This window comes from Streptomyces sp. NBC_00306, assembly GCF_036169555.1.
In the GTDB taxonomy this organism is placed as follows: domain Bacteria; phylum Actinomycetota; class Actinomycetes; order Streptomycetales; family Streptomycetaceae; genus Streptomyces; species Streptomyces achmelvichensis.
On sequence record NZ_CP108032.1, the window covers coordinates 5502255 to 5519694 of the forward strand.

Here is a 17440-nt window from a genome sequence, read left to right on the forward strand (position 1 = left end):
GTGTGCCGATGAGGAGTCGACGGAACGTCACCTCTCGCCCTCCGGGGCGAGCTCGGGGAAGTCGTCGTCGAACCGCACGTACTCGGGCAGCGTCAGCCGGGCAGCCGCGCCGCCCTCGGGCGCGTTCGTGAAGCGCAACTCCGCCCCGATCGCGGCCGACTGGCCGACCGCGATGGTCAGCCCGAGTCCGTGCCCCTTGCTGCCGCCCTCGGTGCGGAACCGCGCGGGACCGTGCGCCCGCAGATACTCGGGATAGCCCGGGCCGTGGTCGATGACGGTCACCACCGGGCCGTCCACGGTCAGTACCACCGGCGGCCTCCCGTGCCGGTGGGCGTTGGAGACGAGATTGCCGAGCACGCGTTCGAGCCTGCGGCGGTCGGTCTCGACCGCCGCGTCCCGTACGACCCGCACCTCGGTGTCCGTCCCCGACAGCCGCACCACGCGCTCGGCCAGCCGCGCCAGTTGATGCACCTCCAGGTCCACCGTCTCGCTGCCCGCGTCCAGCCGGGAGATCTCCAGCAGGTCCTCGGTCAGCGAGCGCATCGCGCGCACCCGGTCCCGCACCATCTCGGCCGGGCGGCCCTCGGGCAGCAGCTCGGCCGCCGCGGTCAGGCCGGTCAGCGGGGTCCGCAGCTCGTGCGCCACGTCCGCGGTGAACCGCTGCTCGCTCTGCAGCTTTCCCTGGAGCGAGGAAGCCATCGTGTCCAGCGCGCCGGAGACCGTCGCCACCTCGTCCTGGCGGCGCGAAGGGTCCTCGGTGCGCGGGTCGTTGACCCGGGCGTCGAGGTCGCCCGCGCTGATCCGCCGCGCCACCTGTGCGGTCAGATGCAGCCGGCGCGTGACCCGGGTGACGGCGAACGCGCCGACCAGCAGCGTGGCCCCGATGGCCAGCCCCGACGAGCCCACGATCGCCCGGTCCAGGCCGTCGATGGTGTTCGCGCTCTGGGTGTAGTCGACGCGTACGGCGATGGCCCGGCCGTCCGCGGGCCCCGCGGCCCACATGGTCGGGTGCCCCTCGAAGCTGCTCACCACCGTGCCGCGCTTCCCGCCGGCGGCGACATCGCGCAACGCCGCCGGCAGGCCGGGGGGATCCACGCCCGCGTACCGGGGCAGGGGAGCGCCGCCCTCGTACGCCGCGGTGGCCTCCGTCAGCCGGTCCAGTGCCTTCCCGCGGGACTCCTCCACCGTCTGCCGGGTGACCGCGGCGTGCACCAGCGCGCCCAGCAGCGCCGCGAGCGCACAGCACATCACGGTGATGAAGACCGCGGCCTTCCAGGTGAGGGTCGCGGTCCAGCGGGGCAGTCGCGGCGTTCTCACGGCCCGGCCGCCGGACGCCTCGGCGCGACGGAGGGCGGCGGAGTGGCGGAGGGGGAGGGCGACGGTGTGACGCGGACGATCTCGTCGCTGGTCGCCAGCATCGCGTTCTGCCGGGCGTCCCAGGACCACGCCGTGCGGTACTCGTACCCGGGGATGCCGGCGGAGACCGAACGCAGCACGAGGTCCCGGCCGGCCAGCTCCACGTTCACCAACTGGTCGTACGTGGCCATGATCCGGATCAGGGCGCCCTTGTCGGGCATGTAGCAGCGCACCGCCGTCTGCTGCTGCGGCAGGGTGATGCCGACGATCAGCTCGTCCTGCCCGTCACCGGTCAGATCGCGGTAGTAGGGCGGGAGCACCGGGCAGGACGCGGGTTTCGCCTCGCAGCCGCGGAGCTGGGCGACCGTCTCCTGGTAGCGGTCGTCGGCGCCGGTGAAGGTGCTCGGCTTGGCGGCGGCTTCGGCGAGCAGGACCGTCGCCGGGTCGAGTGCGCGCACCCCGCCGGCCGGGACCGTGATGCCGGGGACCCGTTCGGTGTCGGTCTCGCCGTAGTCGTTGGGCGGCGAGGTGACGGGCGCGAGACCGGGCCACAGCCGCACGGGTCCGACGGCCGTGGGGGTGGCGCCGGCGATCTCCAGCCGGCCCTCGTCGCCGCATCCCGACAGCAGTGCGGCGGTGGCCGCCGTCAGCAGCGCGGCGTACAGCAGGCGGGGCGGGCGCACGGGTCTCCTCGGACAGTCGGTCTTCCCGTAGACCTTATTCGTAGGGAAGTCCTTTTTGTCCACCGGCCGGGCGGTCGCGCACCGCCGGCCGGAGCGCACCGGTGAGGCAGGGTGAGGGATGCCTCGCGCCCGGCGGGGGCGTGACCCCGGCCGGTACGGGCTGTGGCCCCGGCGCCGGTACGGGCAGTGGCCTCAGCGCTGGTACGGGTTCTGCTGCCCCGGCTGCGCCTGCGGCTGGGCCTGGGGCGCTCCGCCCTGCGGGCCCGCGGCCTGCGCCAGCAGCTGGTCGGCCTGCTCCTTGGTGATCTTCTGCTCCATGCCGCAGAACGTGCACTGCGTGGCGTACTTCGTCGACACCGGGAACAGCGGCACGAAGAACAGCGTGAACTTGGTGACCCGCTTGCGGAGCGTGTGCGCCGACGGGTTGCCGCAGTGCCCGCACACCAGCGTCAGTATCGCCAGCTGGAAGATGTAGCCCTTGGTTCCGAAAATGATCATGTTGCCGGTCCCTCCCTCGTCAGCGCCCGCCGGCACAGGGCCAGCAGCTTCTCATCCGTAAAGATGTCATGGCTGCCGTACCCGCCGTCCATCGACTGGTGCCGCCGGACGGACGAGATCTCCGTACGCAGCGTCCGCTCCACCTCGTCCGCCACCGGCTCCGAGGACCCCTCTGCGAGGTCCGCGAGGCATGCGGCGATCGCGGGGCGCGTGCCCGGAAGGGTCTCCCAGGCCGCCCGCAGCACGGGCCACGCACGGTGCGCGTCGCCCGTCACCCGCCACAGGGCGATCGCCGCGTCCGTCCGGGCCCACGGATCGGGTGCCCGCGACAGTCCGGCCAGCGCGGGGGCGGCCGCCGCCGCTTCGCTCCCCACTGCGCCGAGTGCCGCGGCCGCCGCGCGCCGGACGGCGAGTTCACTCGCCGACAGGGCCGTACGCAGGACCGGAAGGACCTCCCGCGCGCCCGGCTCCACCGCCCACAGCGCCGCCGCGGTCTGCACGGCGAAGGCGCCCGAACTCTCGCCCCCGGCCAGCAGTCCCCGCAGATCCGGCGCGGCCGCACGGGCCGCGGGACCGAAGGCGGTCAGCGCCCGCAGCGCCTGCTCGACGACCCACTCCTTGCGGTACCGGGGCGCCCCGCGCAGCACCCGCAGCACCTCCGGCAGCGCGTCGGCCGCCCGCAGCGCCGTCAGTCCGTACAGCAGAGGGCCCGCCAGGTCGTGGAGCCGCTCGTCCAGATCCAGCGCGCCGAGCCGGCGGCGCAGCGCGGGCACGAGCGGCAGGGCCTTCTCGCCCAGATGGCCCAGCACATGTCCGAGGTTCTGCGGTGCCTCGTCCAGCTCCAGCAGCCGCGCCAGCACCGGCACCGCCCGCCGGTCGCCGGCGCGCGCGAGTGTCATGACGACACTGCCGAGCATGGGCGGCCCGCCGGGCCACTCCTGCACCCAGCCGGCCGGGTCCGCCGCCACCCGGTCCGCCAGCGCGTCCGCCGCGGGCGCGGCCAGGCCGAACAGCTCCCCGAGCGCGAGCACCGCGGCGTCCGCCAGCCGCGGTTCGGGATCACTGAGCTGCTCGCCCATGAGCCCCACCAGCTCGCCGTACTCCCCGCGCCGGGTCCGCAGCAGAGCGCCGCTCATCCGTACCGCATCGGTCCGCTGCCCCCAGTCGGGGCTGCACAACTGGTCCGTCAGCAGCGCAGTCCGGTCCTCGACCCGGTCACCCAGACCGGAGTGGAGGGTGCGCAGCAGGTCCGCCGTCCAGGGAGCGTGCCGGCCCGCCGTCTCCGACTCGCGGCGCTCGCGCAGCTGCCCCAGCAGCGTCGGTGTCGACGGCCGCTCGGGCGCCGAGGAGGCGGGCACCGGTTCGGCGCGCAGCTCCCGCAGCAGGCCCGTCACGCCGGTCACCACATCGGGCGGCAGGGCGTCCGGGGCGCAGCGGGCGAGCTGGGCCAGAGCGGCCAGCCGGACCCCCGCGCCGTACGTCACCCGGGTCAGCCCGGTGAGCCACTCGACCACCTCGGATGCCAGACGGCCGTGCCGCAGCGCTATCCGGCCCGCCGCCTCCACACAGGCGAAGCGGACCTCGGCGTCCTCTTCCGCGGCCAGGCGCCGGCGCAACAGCCCGAGCACCAGCTCCGGGTCACCGTGCAACGTGGCGAGCGCGAGGGGCGCGGCGAGCCGCAGCCCGCGGTCCCCGGAGTCGACGAGCGCGAGAAAGACGTCGGCGCCCGCGGTCACGGCCGACGCCGCCATCGCGTAGTTCGCCGCGTACTCGAACTCCTCGTCCTCCGGGTCCAGTTCGTCGTCGCCGTCGAGATCGATGCCGCCGATGCTGGTCAGCAGCTCGACGACGCCACCGCGGTCCTCGACGGACGGATCGCCGACCAGCTCCAGAAGGAAGGGGATGCAGGCGAGCGTCGAGTCGTACACATCGCCCTGGTGGTGCACCGCGCCGTACATCCCGTCGAGCGCCGACTCCCGCTCCGCGGGGTCCGGGGACGCCAGCCCGTACAACAGGGCCGGCACGTCGTCCGCCGGACCGTAGGCATGCTCCAGTGACGCCCAGTCGACGTCGTTGATTCCCCCGAACACGCCTGCCCCCCTCCCAAGAACGTGCGCTTGGGGAGAGTGTGCACCACCGCTCCGGCATCGCGGGGTTATTGCCCCGAAGGCCCCGGGGCTGTTCCCATGGTCCGGGGGTGATGGCATGACCGCGCTGCGCGTCACACCAGCACACAGGGAAGGCCGGGACCGGCTGTACGTCAGCCTTCCCGACGGTCGCAACGTCGCCTGGTTCGACCGTGACGCCGGGCGGATCAGCCTGGTCGCGACCGAGTACCGGGACGGGGTGCTCGCGGCTCTCGCGCCCTATGTGACAGGGGACTTCACCATCGGGCCCCCACCCGTGCCCACCTCCGCCGACCTCGCCAGGCTCTCCCTCCATCCCGACGACGACCTGGCACCCAACCGTTCCGGCGAGAGCCTCCTCACGGAACTGGACCGCGGCCCCGCCTCGGGGAGCCGCTTCCGCCAGGACCCGCGCCTGGCGCAGCTCGACGCCGACCGGCTGCTCGGCGACGCCCTGGAACGCCTGGAGTCGGTGGGATGGCGCGTCCTGCACTCGGTACCGCTGCCCGGCGCCGACCGCATCGACCATCTGCTGCTCGGGCCGGCCGGCGCGCTGGCCGTGCACACCCTGCCCGCCCGGAAGCAGCGGGTACGTGTCGCCGACCCGATGGTCCGCGCCGGCCGCGGACAGCCCGTCCCGCTGCTGCGCACCACCCGCCGCCGGGCCGAGCGCGCCTCGCTGGCCCTGACCGCGGCCGTACGACCGGTGCTCGCCGTGGTCGGGGCGGCGCGGCTGGACGTCCTGCCGACACCGCCCGACGTGAGGATTCTTCGCGAGACGGACGTGCCCGCGCTGGCCAGGCTCGGCGGTGTGCTGAAGCCTGCGGACATCGAGGCGCTGTACGCGACGGCGCGCGACCGCCGCACGTGGCTGCGGGCCTGACGGGAAAGCTGGGGCGGGGAGCTGAAGCCGGCGGACACCGAGGCGCTGTACGCGACGGCCGCGTGGGGCGGCGGCCGGTCCGGGCGGATCAGGCGGGACACCGCCCCGGGCCTTGGCCGGGCGCCCTCAGTCTGACGTTCCCGGAAGGTCCCCGTCCCCGTCGGCGTCCGGGGGAAGGCGCAGCCGCAGCACCGTGGTGGTCGCGTGGCGCGTGGTCCGCTGCTCCACCTCGACGCTCAGTCCTGCCGCCACCGGCTGGTACGCGACCTCGCCGAGACCGGCCGCCATCGCCACGGGCGCCTCGCCCGGCACGAGGGAATCGCCGGCGCCGGTGGCGGACGCCGTCGTCGCGGCCGTTCCCGGCAGGGCGGCGGCCGCCTGGACCCGCAGTGCCGGTGTCAGCGGGCTGGAGACCACGGGGGTGTCGTCGTCGGGCAGGACCAGCACCAGAGCGTGCGGCCGGGACCGCGCCCCGGTGAATCCGACGACCACCGCGTCGTGCGCCGACGTGTGCCGCAGCTTCAACCACGCGCGCGTGCCGCTGCGGTACGTCTGGTCCAGCCGTTTGATCACCAGCCCCTCGACGCCGATCCCGGGCAGCGAGTCGTACCAGGTCGCGGCCTCGTCGGCGTCGAGCGTCATCGGCACGGCCTGGAGCGGCGGTCCGAGTGTCCCGAGCACAGCGACCAGCCGGCGCCGTCTCTTCTCGTACGCGGATCGCCGCAGGTCCGCGCCGTCCTCGGCCAGCAGATCGAAGGCCGCGTACGAGGCGGGAAGCCGGCGCGCAAGAGCGGGAGCCCGCCCCGGGGTTGCGGCCGCGCGCTTCTGCACGGCGGCGAAGTCGGTCCGCCCCTTCGACCAGACGACGACCTCGCCGTCCAGCACCGTCCCCTCCGGCAACTGCCGTGCGGCGGCGGCCAGATCGGGGAACGCGTCCGTGATGATCCGCCCGGAGCGCGCCTGGAGCAGGACCTTCTCGGCGGTACGGAAGATCACCATCCGGTGGCCGTCGAACTTCGGCTCGTACGCCAGCCGCCCCCCGCGCGGCAGCGTGCTCACCGACTCGGCGAGCATCACCTTCAGCGGTGGGCGCGGCATGCTCACGGCAGCGGCCTCGCCTGCCCGGGATCGGTCAGCGGGGCGAGCAGATCGCCGTACCTCTGAAGACGTGGTGCCATGTCGCTCATCCGGAAGGTCAGCTCCTGCCCCGCCTCCACCTCCTCCCAGGTGACGGGCGCCGACACGGTCGGCTCGGCCCGGGCCCGCAGGGTGTAGGGGGCGGCGGTCGTCTTCGCGGCGGCGTTCTGGCTGTGGTCGACGAAGACCTTCCCGGGCCGCAGATTGCGTGCCATCCGGTACAGGGCCAGCCGGGGCAGCGCGGCCTCCGCCTCGACCGCCAGGCTCTTCGCGTACGCCGACACCTCCTCCGACGGGGTCGGCCGCACGGGCACCAGGACATGCAGCCCCTTGGACCCCGAGGTCTTCACGTACGCCTCGAACCCGTCCTCCGCCAGCCGCTCCCGCAGCCACAGCGCCACGGTGCGGCACTCCTCGACCGTGGCGGGGGCGCCGGGGTCGAGATCGAAGACCATCCGGTCGGCGACGGCCGGTGCGTCCTGCGTCCACTGGGGCGTGTGGAACTCCACGACCAGATTCGCCGCCCAGACGAGTGACGGCAGGTCGGCGACGACGACCTGCCGGGCGTTCTTGTCGTCGGAGCGCGGCACCGGGGCGGTCCGTACCCACGATGGCGTACCGGGCGGCGGATTCTTCGTGAAGAACATCTGCCCGTCCGGGCCGTCCGGGTACCTGAGGAAGGAGATCGGCCGGTCGCAGATGTGGGGCAGCATCGCCTCCGCCGTCGAGGCGTAGTAGTGCAGCAGCTCTGCCTTGGTCGTCCCGGTGGCGGGGTGGATGACCTTCTCCAGGTTGCTCAGCGCCAGGCGCCGCCCCTCCACCTCTGTGATCGGCGTCATACGATGAGAATCCCACGATTCCCGGAATTTCGGAGGAAAGGGATCAAGCGTGCGATCCATCTGGAACGGGGCCATCTCCTTCGGCTTGGTCAGCATCCCCGTGAAGCTGATGAACGCCACGGAGAACCACTCCATCTCCTTCCGCCAGATCCACGCCGCCGACGGCGGCCGGATCCGCTACCGCAAGGTCTGCGAGCTGGAGGAGAAAGAGGTGCCCAACGACGAGATCGGCAAGGGGTACGAGACCGAGGAGGGCTCGGTCATCCCGATCGCGGACGAGGACCTGGCCAAGCTCCCGCTCCCGACGGCGAAGACGATCGAGATCGTGGCCTTCGTGCCGGGGGCGGCGGTCGACCCGTTGCAGATCGACGCGGCCTACTACCTCTCGGCCAACGGTGGCCCGGCCGTCAAGCCGTACACAGTGCTGCGCGAGGCCCTCAAGCGCAGCCAGAAGGTGGCCCTCGCCAAGTTCGCCCTCCGCGGCCGGGAGCGGCTCGGGATGCTGCGTGTCGTCGACGACGTGATCGCCATGCACGGCCTGCTGTGGCCGGACGAGATCCGTTCGCCGGACGAGGTGGCACCGGAGGGGAACGTCACGGTCCGCGAGGCCGAACTCGACCTGGCGGACGCCCTGATGGACACCCTCGGCGAGGTCGACATGGACTCGCTGCACGACCACTACCGGGAAGCGGTCGAGGAGATGATCGCGGCCAAGGCCCAGGGCGCCGAGCTGCCCGCGCCGGCCGAGGGCGAGGGCGCCGGCGGCCAGGTCATCGACCTGATGGCGGCGCTGGAGAGCAGCGTGAGGGCCGCGAAGAACGCGCAGGGCGGGGACGCCGGCACGGACACGGGCGAGCACGCCGAGGTCACCCCGATCAAGGGCCGCAAGAAGACGGCCGCCTCGAAGGCGGCGGCGAAGAAGACCACCGCGAAGAAGGCCACCGCGAAGAAGACCACCGCGAAGACCACGGCGTCGAGGACGGCGGCGGGCAAGCAGGCGACGTCGGGGACGGCGAAGAAGGCGACCGCGACGAAGGCGCCGACGAAGACGGCGACGAAGACGGCGGGCAAGAAGGCCACATCAGGGGCGACGAAGAAGACGGCCGCGACGAAGGCGGCGGCGAAGAAGACGGCCAAGGCCTCGCCGAAGAAGCGCGCCTCGGCGTGAGGGGCCACCGGCCGGCTCCCCGGGCCCCGAAGGGGTGGTCGCCGTTTCCGGTCCGGCCGTCCCGCGGGGACCGATGCCCGCCATGGGGTCCCGGCACGGGCCCGCGCCCTGCCACCATCACCCCATGACCGACCTCGAAGGCTTCTGGTCCGCGTCCCGCGCCCCCCTCTCCTTCAAGCTCCTCTTCACCGCCTCCGGCCGCGGCTGGGTCGAGTACGGCCGTGAGGGCGAGTACGCGTCCAACACCGAGTTCACCTGGTCGACCTCCTCGCCCACCCGCCTGGAGCTCGTCTACGGCGACTGCCGTGAGACGGAGGACGGGGACATGCGGATCACCTGGCCCGCGGACGAGCACACGGCCCACGAGTTCGCCGTCACCCGCCAGGACGACGGCACCCTGGCCCTGACGCTTGCGCCGCCGCTCAAGAGCGTCGCGGTGTTCACGCGGCAGCAGCGGTAACCGCGCCAGCCGCACGCCCGGCGAAGCCCCGGCTCCCGTATGCCCGGCGAAGCCCCCAGCTCCCGCACGCCTGGCGAAGCCCCGGCTCCTGCACGCGCCGCGAGCACCCAGCTCCCGTGGGCGCGGCGACCCCCCAGCTCCCGTGGGCGCGGCGACCCCCCAGCTCCCGCACGCCTGGCGAAGCCCCCGCTCCCGCGCGCCCGGCGAAGCACCCCGCCCCGCTGCCGCCCGCCTCGCTCGCGAAAGCCCCCCGCGCCCGCCCCCGCGAACCCCGCGCATGCGTGCCCCCGCCCGGCCGCACCCCCGTGCGACCACTCACCGCACACATCACGTCACTTCACGTATTCCGACCCGTCTCAAACCATCCCAAATCGCCGCCGGCTTGTGAGCCGCCCCATAGGACCCACGTCACTTACTAAGCGCGGTAGTGGTGGCGTCCTGCGCGCTCGACCGCAGGCGCCCCCCGCCCGATCTCGCATGGGACATATCTGCGTAGTTCGGTAGTACGTCACATCTTTGCGTCCACCGCCGGGCGCCGTTAACCATGGCTGACGTTCCGGGGAGCCGAGTGCCGGACCGGGCGAAACCCGCCCGTCCGACCGCACCGGCCCACGCTGCGGAGTCCGACTCCGCTCCAGCCGTACCGACCCCCCGGTCGGCCTCCCCGCACATCCCCCATGGAGAGGTACATCCGCATGACCACGCACATGAAGTCCAGCACCGGCCGTATCGCCCGCCTTCGCAAGTTCTCGGTCGCGGGCATAGCCACCGCCGGTGCCGCGGCTGCCGCGCTCACGATGATGCCCTCGGCCGCCCACGCCGCCGAGCCGGTCTCCGCGAGCGCGTCCACCACCTCCGTCGCCGCCGTCAAGGCCAAGGCGGACGCCAAGGCCGACGCCCACGCGGCCAAGAAGGCCAAGGCGAAGAAGAAGACGTACGCGAACAACCTCGACGGCTGGATCAAGGAGTCGCTGGCCATCATGAAGGCCAAGGACATCCCCGGCAGCTACGAGGGCCTGCACCGCAACATCATGCGCGAGTCCGGCGGTGACCCGAAGGCCGAGAACGGCTGGGACATCAACGCCCAGAACGGCACGCCGTCCAAGGGTCTGCTCCAGGTGATCCAGCCCACGTTCGACGCCTACCACGTCAAGGGCACCCCGCACGAGCTGACCGACCCGGTCGCCAACATCACCGCTGCCGCCAACTACGCCGCCGACAAGTACGGCTCGATCGACAACGTCGACTCCGCGTACTGAGTCAGCCGCGTCACAGGCGCAGCGCACCCGCCGCACGAGCGACCACCGGCGTACCACTGCCGGTGAGCGCCTGACGGTGGCAGCAGCACCCGCCGCACGAGCGACCACCGGCACACCCACAGCCGGTGAGCGCCTGACGGTGAACGAAGGCCGGTGGCGACTGCCGGAACACCCGGGCAGCGCCACCCGATTGACGACGGCCAGGCCGACAAGGCCCGGCCGGCGTAGGACGGACGGACAGGCATGCCGCACGAGAGCGGAGAACCGCACCAGCCCTCCGGGCCCGGCGCCCCCACGCCGGACCCGTACGGACCGGGCAAGGTGTACCGCTCTCGGGGCAGGGCACGGCACCGGGCTCGGCGGAGGTCACTGCGGATCGCCGCCTGGACCGCCCTCGGTGTCGTGGCAGTCGGAGGCGGCGGCCTGGCCTACCTCTACTCGCAGCTCAACGGCAACATCCAGGGCACCGACATCAACGCGGCCCTGGGCAAGGACCGTCCCGGCGAGCAGCGCAACGGCTCGATGGACATCCTGCTGCTCGGCTCCGACTCACGGGCGGGTACGCACGGCCAGTACGGCTCGGGCGTCACCGGCGCCCGGTCGGACACGGCGATGGTGCTGCACGTCGACAAGACCCACAAGAAGGCGAGTGTCGTCAGCGTCCCGCGCGACACCGTCGTGGAGCGTCCCGCGTGCGCCAAGCCCGGCGGCGGCACGGCCCCGGCCGAACACCGGGCGATGTTCAACGAGTCCTACCAGGCGGGCGGACCGGCCTGCACCGTCAAGACGGTGGAGAAGATGTCCGGCGTCCGCATGGACCACTACCTCGAAGTCGACTTCAAGGGCTTCACCAAGCTCATCGACGAGCTCGGCGGCGTGAACGTCACGACCAGCAAGGCCATCGAGGACGACAGCAGCCATCTGTCCCTGCCGGCCGGCAAGCACACACTCAAGGGCGAGCAGGCGCTGGAGCTCGTCCGCACCCGTCACGCGGTGAGCGACGGCAGTGACCTCGGCCGCATCCAGCTCCAGCAGACGTTCATCAAGGCGCTGCTGCACCGCGTCGACTCCATCGGCCTGGCGAGCGACCCCACCAAGCTCTACGACCTGGCCGACACCGCGACCCGCACGGTCAGCGCGGACTCGGACCTGGCATCCGCGACGAAGCTGCTCGGCCTCGCGAAGGACCTCAAGGGCATCAAGCCGGACCGGATGAACATGGTCACCCTGCCCGTGACGTACGACCCCAAGGATCCCGGCCGCGTCGTCCCGCTGAAGAAGGCGTCCCACCAGGTGTGGGACGCCCTGCGCGAGGACCGCCCGATCCCCGGGTCGGCGGCGGACAACTCGGTCGGCGATCGCGGCGACGCCCCGGTGAAGGCCGGCACCTGACCTCCCCCGGGCGCCGGTGCGCGCCTGAATGCTGACGGAACGACAGGAACCGTTCCGAAGTGACGCCCGTCACAACGGCATGAGGTCACCGTTCACCGCACTCCGCACCCTCGGAGCGCTCGCCGCGCTGTCGGCGCTCGTACTGGTCACTGCCTGCGGGCAGGAAATGAACACGAACCGCGCGGCGCCGGGCTCGGCATCGGAGTCGGACGCGAACCGGCCCAACCGGCCCCAGCAGTACGCCGTCACGGCGGTGGTCCTCGCGAACGCCTCGCACGGCCCGCAGATATGTCACGTGGCGCGGATGATGATGCCCCCGACGTGCAGCGGTCCCGACGTCGTCGGCTGGGACTGGGACGCCGTCACGTCCCAGTCGGTACGCGGTATCCGGTGGGGCACGTACCACCTCACCGGTACCTGGGACGGCAAACGCTTCACACTGACCGAGCCGGCGAAGAACCTCCGCCCGGGCGACAAGCCCCGCGGCGGCGTGGACGACAGGGACTTCAGGACTCCGTGCAAGGCACCTCCGGGCGGCTGGAAACCGGTCGACCGGTCCAAGGCCTCGCACGCCGCCGAGCAGCGTCTCCAGGAACTCCTCGAACAGGACCCGGAGTACGGAGGTCACTGGATCTCCTATCCCGCAGGGCTCAGGGGCGGGCAGACCGTCACCGTGGTCACCTTCACCGGCGACCTCCCCGGTAACGAACGAGAGATCCGCACGGCCTGGGGCGGCCCGCTCTGCCTGCTGACCGTCGAGCGTTCCCAGCAGGAACTCCGCACGGTGCGTGAGGACTTGGTGAAGCGGATGAGCGCGGGAACCCCTGGCTATCTGGGCGTGGGCTCGGACCCTGTGAACAACCGGGTACGGCTGTACGTCACGGTCCCGAGCGACCATATGCAGCGGGAGCTCGACCGCCGCTACGGCAAGGGCGCGGTCGGACTCTCGCCGTGGCTGCACCCGAAGGCGCTTCCCGGGACGGCCTCTGGCCGCTGACGCCGGCGCGCACCACGGTCACAGACCCCAGCAGTCTCCTCCGCTCCGCGGGAACCGTCCCCACCGGCCGCCGCGTGATGTCCTCATGTCACCACGGGCACGCACGCCACCCAGATCACCAGCAAAACCCTGTGGAACCATGGGCCTTGTCGGATCGACGTGGAGAGTTCCAACCCGGGCGGGCGACCGGGCCAGTTGCACTTCCAGGACCAGCGCAACAAGGGCGCGAAGTACCAGTACGAATTCGAGACCGGGAATTCGAGGGCCTTCCGCGCAGCGTGGAGAAGGCCATCGGGAGCAACCCGGGGTTCATCGCAGGCATCAGAAAGGGACTCGCCGCGCTCGGCGAAGGATAGATGTGCGAAGCAATTCCCGAATGAAGGCGCTCCTGGAGGAAACGGACCTCGGGAAGCTGGGGTCTCAGGACATCCCTCCCATGTTCCGTGAGGTCGTGGAACGCGGATGGTCCACGACGGCCGGCGGGGCCCGTGTGCTGACCGATCTGCGTCCACAGGGCCCGGCCGAATACTTCGACCGGCTCGCGGAGGAAACCACGGTCAACGGCCGGGGAATGACCGACTACGACCTCCCCGCCGCGGCTCACGAGCGCACGCCCCTTCTGCTGCGACGCTGCCTGGCGTACATCTGCGCCTGTCTGCGCGCGGCGGAGAAGGAGTTCGGGGACAGCGGGGTGAAGGGATACCTCTCCCTGTCCTTCGCCGACACCGAGGACGCGCTCCTCACAGCCGATGTCACCTTCTGCACACCGCTGCCCGATGTTCCTCCCTACATCGCGGATCTCGAGCACGTGGAGAACGAAGCGGTGGCGGAGATCTCCGTGGAGGACTGCCGGCTCTGGTCATGAGGAGGCCAGGGCTGGGGATCGGTCTTCTCAGTCCTGCTGCGACGCGGGGTGCAGGAGGGCGCGCAGATACCGGCGCCGGTACCAGCGCTGCGCGATCAGAAGCACCGGGAAGACGGTCCGCCACGGACCCGCGGGAGCGCGGCCGGTCAGCGACCGCAGCGTCAGGGTGACCCGCCCGTCGGGGTCGCGGCCCACCACGAAGGCCTCCTCTCCGGACACCGGATGGCCGGGCAGCGTGCCGTAGGCGAAGCCGCACCTGTCAGCCGTGTCCACGACGGCGACCACCCGCACCGGCTCATGCACGGCCACCGGCCCCCACGCCGCCGTGATCCGGTACTCGGCCCCCTCGACGACTCGCTCACCGGCGCCCGCGAGCGGAGTGACCCGGAAGCCGCTACGGCGCTTGACGCCCCACCGCAGCACGGCATCGGCGGCGGCGCGCCAGTCGCTGTCACCGTGCCCGATGACCACAGTGCGCTCATAGCGGCGGCAGCCCGGGATCCCCGTGGTCCAGGTGCCGTCGCCGGGACAGGTCGCACCGGCGGGAGCGTAGGTGAGGTGGCGACTGCCCGCCGGGCTGTCCGATCTGTCCGAGGGCATGACGGGCTCCTGTTACGACAAGTGGGCTGACGGCCGGCCGCTGAGCCTAATCGGCTGGGATCCCGCCATCGGGCGCCGGGCCGGTGGTACCCACGCACCCCACGGCCGGCATCCGACGGCATCAGCGGCCGGCCGTACCCGCCTCAACCGCTGATGGTCACGGCCTGCACGGGACAGCTACGAGCAGCCTCCTTCAGCAGCGAGTCCCCGTCCCCGCCCTCACGGCCGGGCAGCACGACTCCGTACCCGTCGTCGTCCTGGGTGAAGACCGCGGGCGCGGTCAGAGCACACATGCCCGAGCCGATGCACTTGTCGCTGTCGATGCTCACTCTGGTGGTCACAAGCTCGTCCCTTCGAGTTCGGTGCGCACGAGGCCTCGTACGGGAGGAGTGGTTCCCTGACCGAGCCGCCGGGCAGGCACTACGTCGCGCGCATCACCCGGTCGGGTGCAGCGCCGGCGGGGGCGAACCCCCACCGGCGCACCGAAGCCGGACCCGGTTACGCCGGGTCGATGCGGTGGATGGCGCCACCGATGTCGAGGACGTACAGCTCGCCGCAGCCGTCCTGCACGAAGGAGATGACCTCACCGCCACTGACGCCGAGGTCGCTCTCGCCGGTCACCTTGCCGTCCTTCATCCGCAGGGCGCGGACGGTGCCGTCGCAGTAGTCGCTGAAGAGGTACTGCCCCTTCAGGGCCGGGATCGCCTTGCCGCGGTAGACGAAACCACCGGTCACCGAGCAGCCCAGCCCGTTACGGCCGTACTCGTGGACGGGCGGCACATGGTTCGCCGGCTCGGTCCCACCGCGGAAGGGATGGGTGCCCTCCATCTCGGACCATCCGTAGTTCTCGCCGCCCTTGCTGCTCGCCGGGGCCCAGTCGATCTCCTCCCACTCGCTCTGGCCGACATCGCCGACGAGCATGTCGCCGGTGCCGGCGTCGAAGGAGAACCGCCACGGGTTGCGCAGCCCGTACGCCCAGATCTCGTCCTTCGCGTTCGGGTCACCCACGAACGGATTGTCGGCCGGGATCGCGTACGGCTTGGCGCCCCTCGGGTCGATCCGCACGATCTTGCCGAGCAGGGTGCCGAGGTTCTGCCCGTAGTCGTGCGGGTCCCCGCCCGAGCCGCCGTCCCCGAAGGCGATGTAGAGGTAGCCGTCGGGCCCGAACTTGATGTCACCACCGTTGTGGTTGGCGTACGGCTGCGTCTGGGTGAGGACGGTGCGCCGGGTGTTCTTCTGGATCTTGCCGTTCCGCACGGCGAACTCGTCGATGGTGCTGGTGCCTTCGAGGTTCGTGTACGAGATGTAGAAGTACGCGAACCGCTTGTCGAACGCGATACCCAGCAGCCCGCGTTCCCCGTCGACGGTGGTCTCCGCGGTGATGTCGAGCACGGGCGCGCCGAGTCCTCGGCTGTCCAGAACCCGTACGGTCCCGGCCCGCTCGGCAATCCACACGGTCCCACCGGGGCCGGCGGTACCGGCGATCGGATTCTTCGCGGTGGCCACGTGCTCGAGAGCGACCGCGGCCGCCTTCGACGGGGCTTTCGGCGGTGCTATCGGCGGGGCGGCGGACTCGTCGGCGGAAGCAGTGGACAAGGCGAGGGAAGCGACAAGACAGATGGTGCCGATAATCGCGGAGCTTCGGGTGCGAACGTTCACCGTGACCCTCCTGAAGGCGGCGCATGGGAGTTCACCCGGCTGCTGGGCAGAGTGGTGCGTGGGGGTAGGGGGGTGCCCGCGCCAGCACGCAACCTGGGTGGGGGGATGGTGTGCCACTGGCCGGTGACGAGACTACTGGGACGGGAGGGTCTTGGCCTAGACCAATGCGGCACCTGTGTGGGGGAGTTGGGCCCGGGGACGGGCGCTCGGCAGGTGGTGGACCCGGCCGTTCGCGGGGCGGCTGTGGCCACAGGCGGCACTTGTCTCCGGAGGGATGACCGCTGGAGCTCGGCCGTCGGGGAGTCGCCACCGGGGGATCGAAGACCTGCCGCGAGGGGACCAGTGATCGCGGCCGGGCCATGGTGATCCATACTCCGGGCGTGGACATATCCGACGACGGCCGGAAGCTCGACCCTGAGTGGATCGAGGCCGGCAACAACCTAAGTGGCAGCCTGCGTGGCTGTCGTGACGCCTCGTCTGTGGCGGAGCGCTTCGTGAGAGCCGGCTGGAGGTCGAGGTCGTCATCCTGGTACGCGTACGAGCTGGAGACCAGCTGGTGCCAGGTGGAGATCGAACCCATCGACGCGTCGGACCTCTTGCTGAACGGCGTCGTGGACCCGCGTCGCTTCGACGAGCTGGCCGACCTGCTCAACCGCTTTGGGCTGCGGTACGGCTTGGAGCTCTCGGCGGCCGACGGGGGGATGGTCCGCGAGGTCCGGGGGTGACCTGGTGGAGGGCAACTGCGCGGGCATTGGGCTGGTTGGGGGGCGGGCGCCGTTTCCGGCTGGTGGCGTGGGGCGATGGGCCGTGGTCCGGGGCGCGAAGAGGCGACGGCACCTGTCATACGGTCGGTGCGGGTGGCACACGGCTGCACGAGTAGGAGGACCTGGGCCTTGCGCTTCCGTTGGGCACTTCACGGGAAGTGACCCGGCAGGATTCGAACCTGCCCACGCGGCTCCGGAGGCCCCTTGAGCCTCACGCATCCCTGCTGGTCAGAGCCACGTAACAGTGCCACTGGGAGCGCTCGGTCCACGCAAAGGCCGCGAAACTGGATTGCGGCCTCACGCCTCAGACGGCAGCTTCAGCATGCTCGGCTGTACTGCAGGGGCACTGGCGTCAGCGTTCACGGTGCCTTCCGCAGTTGTTGTCGATGGATTGCTTCCGGTGGTCACGCAGGTGTCGCCTTCCTCACGGCCGGGGCGGTGGTGAGCTTACCTAGAGCGACGCATGTCCTTCTTCGCGTGGGAATCCCTCTCTCTCGACTCATTAACGTGACGCACCTTTCTGAGGATCAGCTGACGAGCTGCCGGAGCCTCTGGAAGAGCAGTCGAAACAGAACGTCGCAACCGACGTGACTGCGTCCTCCATCGGCCAGGGCGAGGCAGGTCTCCCTTCTGATCCGCAGCGACCTGTGCCAACTCGGCTCGGAGCCCGGCGTGGTGATGCTGGCCTGCGTCTGCTCGAGGGACAGGGGTGTGATTCGTCTCGAATGGGGAGAAGCGGAACTTCGGTCCGACC

The 17440-nt window shown here is 71.5% G+C and carries 17 protein-coding genes; 8 read left to right on the top strand and 9 right to left on the bottom strand.

Annotated features, from left to right (window positions below; genetic code table 11):
• Positions 1–27: 27 nt before the first annotated feature.
• From OHA05_RS24685 to OHA05_RS24700, 4 genes are all read right to left on the bottom strand, one after another.
• Positions 28–1317 carry a HAMP domain-containing sensor histidine kinase gene (locus OHA05_RS24685; protein ID WP_328861734.1) on the bottom strand — a complete coding sequence of 430 codons (1290 nt, stop codon included), beginning with the start codon at positions 1315–1317 and terminating at the stop codon, positions 28–30.
• Positions 1314–2039, bottom strand: coding sequence for a hypothetical protein (locus tag OHA05_RS24690; protein ID WP_328861735.1), 726 nt, complete (start codon positions 2037–2039; stop codon positions 1314–1316). Before OHA05_RS24690 ends, OHA05_RS24685 begins: the two co-directional genes overlap by 4 nt.
• 192 nt (positions 2040–2231) lie before the next feature.
• Positions 2232–2537 carry a zinc-ribbon domain-containing protein gene (locus OHA05_RS24695; protein ID WP_313944122.1) on the bottom strand — a complete coding sequence of 102 codons (306 nt, stop codon included), beginning with the start codon at positions 2535–2537 and terminating at the stop codon, positions 2232–2234.
• Positions 2534–4627 carry a HEAT repeat domain-containing protein gene (locus OHA05_RS24700; protein ID WP_328861736.1) on the bottom strand — a complete coding sequence of 698 codons (2094 nt, stop codon included), beginning with the start codon at positions 4625–4627 and terminating at the stop codon, positions 2534–2536. Before OHA05_RS24700 ends, OHA05_RS24695 begins: the two co-directional genes overlap by 4 nt.
• A gap of 115 nt (positions 4628–4742) precedes the next feature.
• Here OHA05_RS24700 and OHA05_RS24705 point away from each other — a divergent pair, with 115 nt between their 5' ends.
• The gene (locus OHA05_RS24705) at positions 4743–5546 is read left to right on the top strand and encodes a nuclease-related domain-containing protein (protein ID WP_328861737.1); all 804 of its coding nucleotides are present in this window, start codon (positions 4743–4745) and stop codon (positions 5544–5546) included.
• 126 nt (positions 5547–5672) lie between these two features.
• On the opposite strand, the gene OHA05_RS24710 is transcribed toward OHA05_RS24705, so the two are convergent.
• Entirely contained in the window at positions 5673–6644 is a 972-nt protein-coding gene (locus OHA05_RS24710) for an ATP-dependent DNA ligase (protein ID WP_328863452.1), read from the bottom strand.
• Between the two features lie 2 nt (positions 6645–6646).
• The gene (gene ligD, locus OHA05_RS24715) at positions 6647–7522 is read right to left on the bottom strand and encodes a non-homologous end-joining DNA ligase (RefSeq protein ID WP_328861738.1); all 876 of its coding nucleotides are present in this window, start codon (positions 7520–7522) and stop codon (positions 6647–6649) included.
• 49 nt (positions 7523–7571) lie between these two features.
• Between ligD and ku the strand changes: the two genes are divergently transcribed.
• The 6 genes from ku to OHA05_RS24745 all read left to right on the top strand — a co-directional run bounded on the left by ku (position 7572) and on the right by OHA05_RS24745 (position 13663).
• A complete protein-coding gene (gene ku / locus OHA05_RS24720; RefSeq protein WP_328861739.1) occupies positions 7572–8690 on the top strand; it encodes a non-homologous end joining protein Ku in 1119 nt (372 codons plus the stop codon).
• Positions 8691–8814: 124 nt separating this feature from the next.
• Positions 8815–9150 (top strand): hypothetical protein, encoded by a 336-nt coding sequence (locus OHA05_RS24725; RefSeq protein WP_313944117.1) that lies wholly within the window; start codon positions 8815–8817, stop codon positions 9148–9150.
• A 695-nt stretch (positions 9151–9845) separates the two neighbouring features.
• Entirely contained in the window at positions 9846–10409 is a 564-nt protein-coding gene (locus OHA05_RS24730) for a transglycosylase SLT domain-containing protein (protein WP_328861740.1), read from the top strand.
• Between the two features lie 402 nt (positions 10410–10811).
• Entirely contained in the window at positions 10812–11801 is a 990-nt protein-coding gene (locus tag OHA05_RS24735) for an LCP family protein (RefSeq protein ID WP_443043758.1), read from the top strand.
• Positions 11802–11880: 79 nt separating this feature from the next.
• A complete protein-coding gene (locus tag OHA05_RS24740) occupies positions 11881–12798 on the top strand; it encodes a hypothetical protein (RefSeq protein WP_328861742.1) in 918 nt (305 codons plus the stop codon).
• Between the two features lie 436 nt (positions 12799–13234).
• The gene (locus OHA05_RS24745) at positions 13235–13663 is read left to right on the top strand and encodes a hypothetical protein (protein WP_328861743.1); all 429 of its coding nucleotides are present in this window, start codon (positions 13235–13237) and stop codon (positions 13661–13663) included.
• Between the two features lie 27 nt (positions 13664–13690).
• Here the strand turns inward: OHA05_RS24745 and OHA05_RS24750 are convergent, their stop codons facing one another.
• From OHA05_RS24750 to OHA05_RS24760, 3 genes are all read right to left on the bottom strand, one after another.
• Positions 13691–14263 (bottom strand): DUF1990 family protein, encoded by a 573-nt coding sequence (locus OHA05_RS24750; RefSeq protein WP_328861744.1) that lies wholly within the window; start codon positions 14261–14263, stop codon positions 13691–13693.
• Between the two features lie 143 nt (positions 14264–14406).
• The gene (locus OHA05_RS24755; protein WP_328861745.1) at positions 14407–14604 is read right to left on the bottom strand and encodes a ferredoxin; all 198 of its coding nucleotides are present in this window, start codon (positions 14602–14604) and stop codon (positions 14407–14409) included.
• 157 nt (positions 14605–14761) lie between these two features.
• Positions 14762–15922, bottom strand: a complete 1161-nt coding sequence (locus OHA05_RS24760) for a PQQ-dependent sugar dehydrogenase (protein WP_328861746.1) — start codon at positions 15920–15922, stop codon at positions 14762–14764.
• 380 nt (positions 15923–16302) lie between these two features.
• Between OHA05_RS24760 and OHA05_RS24765 the strand changes: the two genes are divergently transcribed.
• A complete protein-coding gene (locus tag OHA05_RS24765; protein ID WP_328861747.1) occupies positions 16303–16647 on the top strand; it encodes a hypothetical protein in 345 nt (114 codons plus the stop codon).
• The last annotated feature ends 793 nt before the right edge of the window (positions 16648–17440 follow it).

Coding starts and splice junctions, on each gene's coding strand:
- OHA05_RS24745 (WP_328861743.1), top strand. CDS start 13,235: ATGTTCCGTGAGGTCGTGGAACGCGGATGGTCCACGACGGCCGGCGGG.
- ligD (WP_328861738.1), bottom strand. CDS start 7,522: ATGACGCCGATCACAGAGGTGGAGGGGCGGCGCCTGGCGCTGAGCAAC.
- OHA05_RS24750 (WP_328861744.1), bottom strand. CDS start 14,263: ATGCCCTCGGACAGATCGGACAGCCCGGCGGGCAGTCGCCACCTCACC.
- OHA05_RS24725 (WP_313944117.1), top strand. CDS start 8,815: ATGACCGACCTCGAAGGCTTCTGGTCCGCGTCCCGCGCCCCCCTCTCC.
- OHA05_RS24730 (WP_328861740.1), top strand. CDS start 9,846: ATGACCACGCACATGAAGTCCAGCACCGGCCGTATCGCCCGCCTTCGC.
- OHA05_RS24710 (WP_328863452.1), bottom strand. CDS start 6,644: ATGCCGCGCCCACCGCTGAAGGTGATGCTCGCCGAGTCGGTGAGCACG.
- OHA05_RS24695 (WP_313944122.1), bottom strand. CDS start 2,537: ATGATCATTTTCGGAACCAAGGGCTACATCTTCCAGCTGGCGATACTG.
- OHA05_RS24705 (WP_328861737.1), top strand. CDS start 4,743: ATGACCGCGCTGCGCGTCACACCAGCACACAGGGAAGGCCGGGACCGG.
- OHA05_RS24740 (WP_328861742.1), top strand. CDS start 11,881: ATGAGGTCACCGTTCACCGCACTCCGCACCCTCGGAGCGCTCGCCGCG.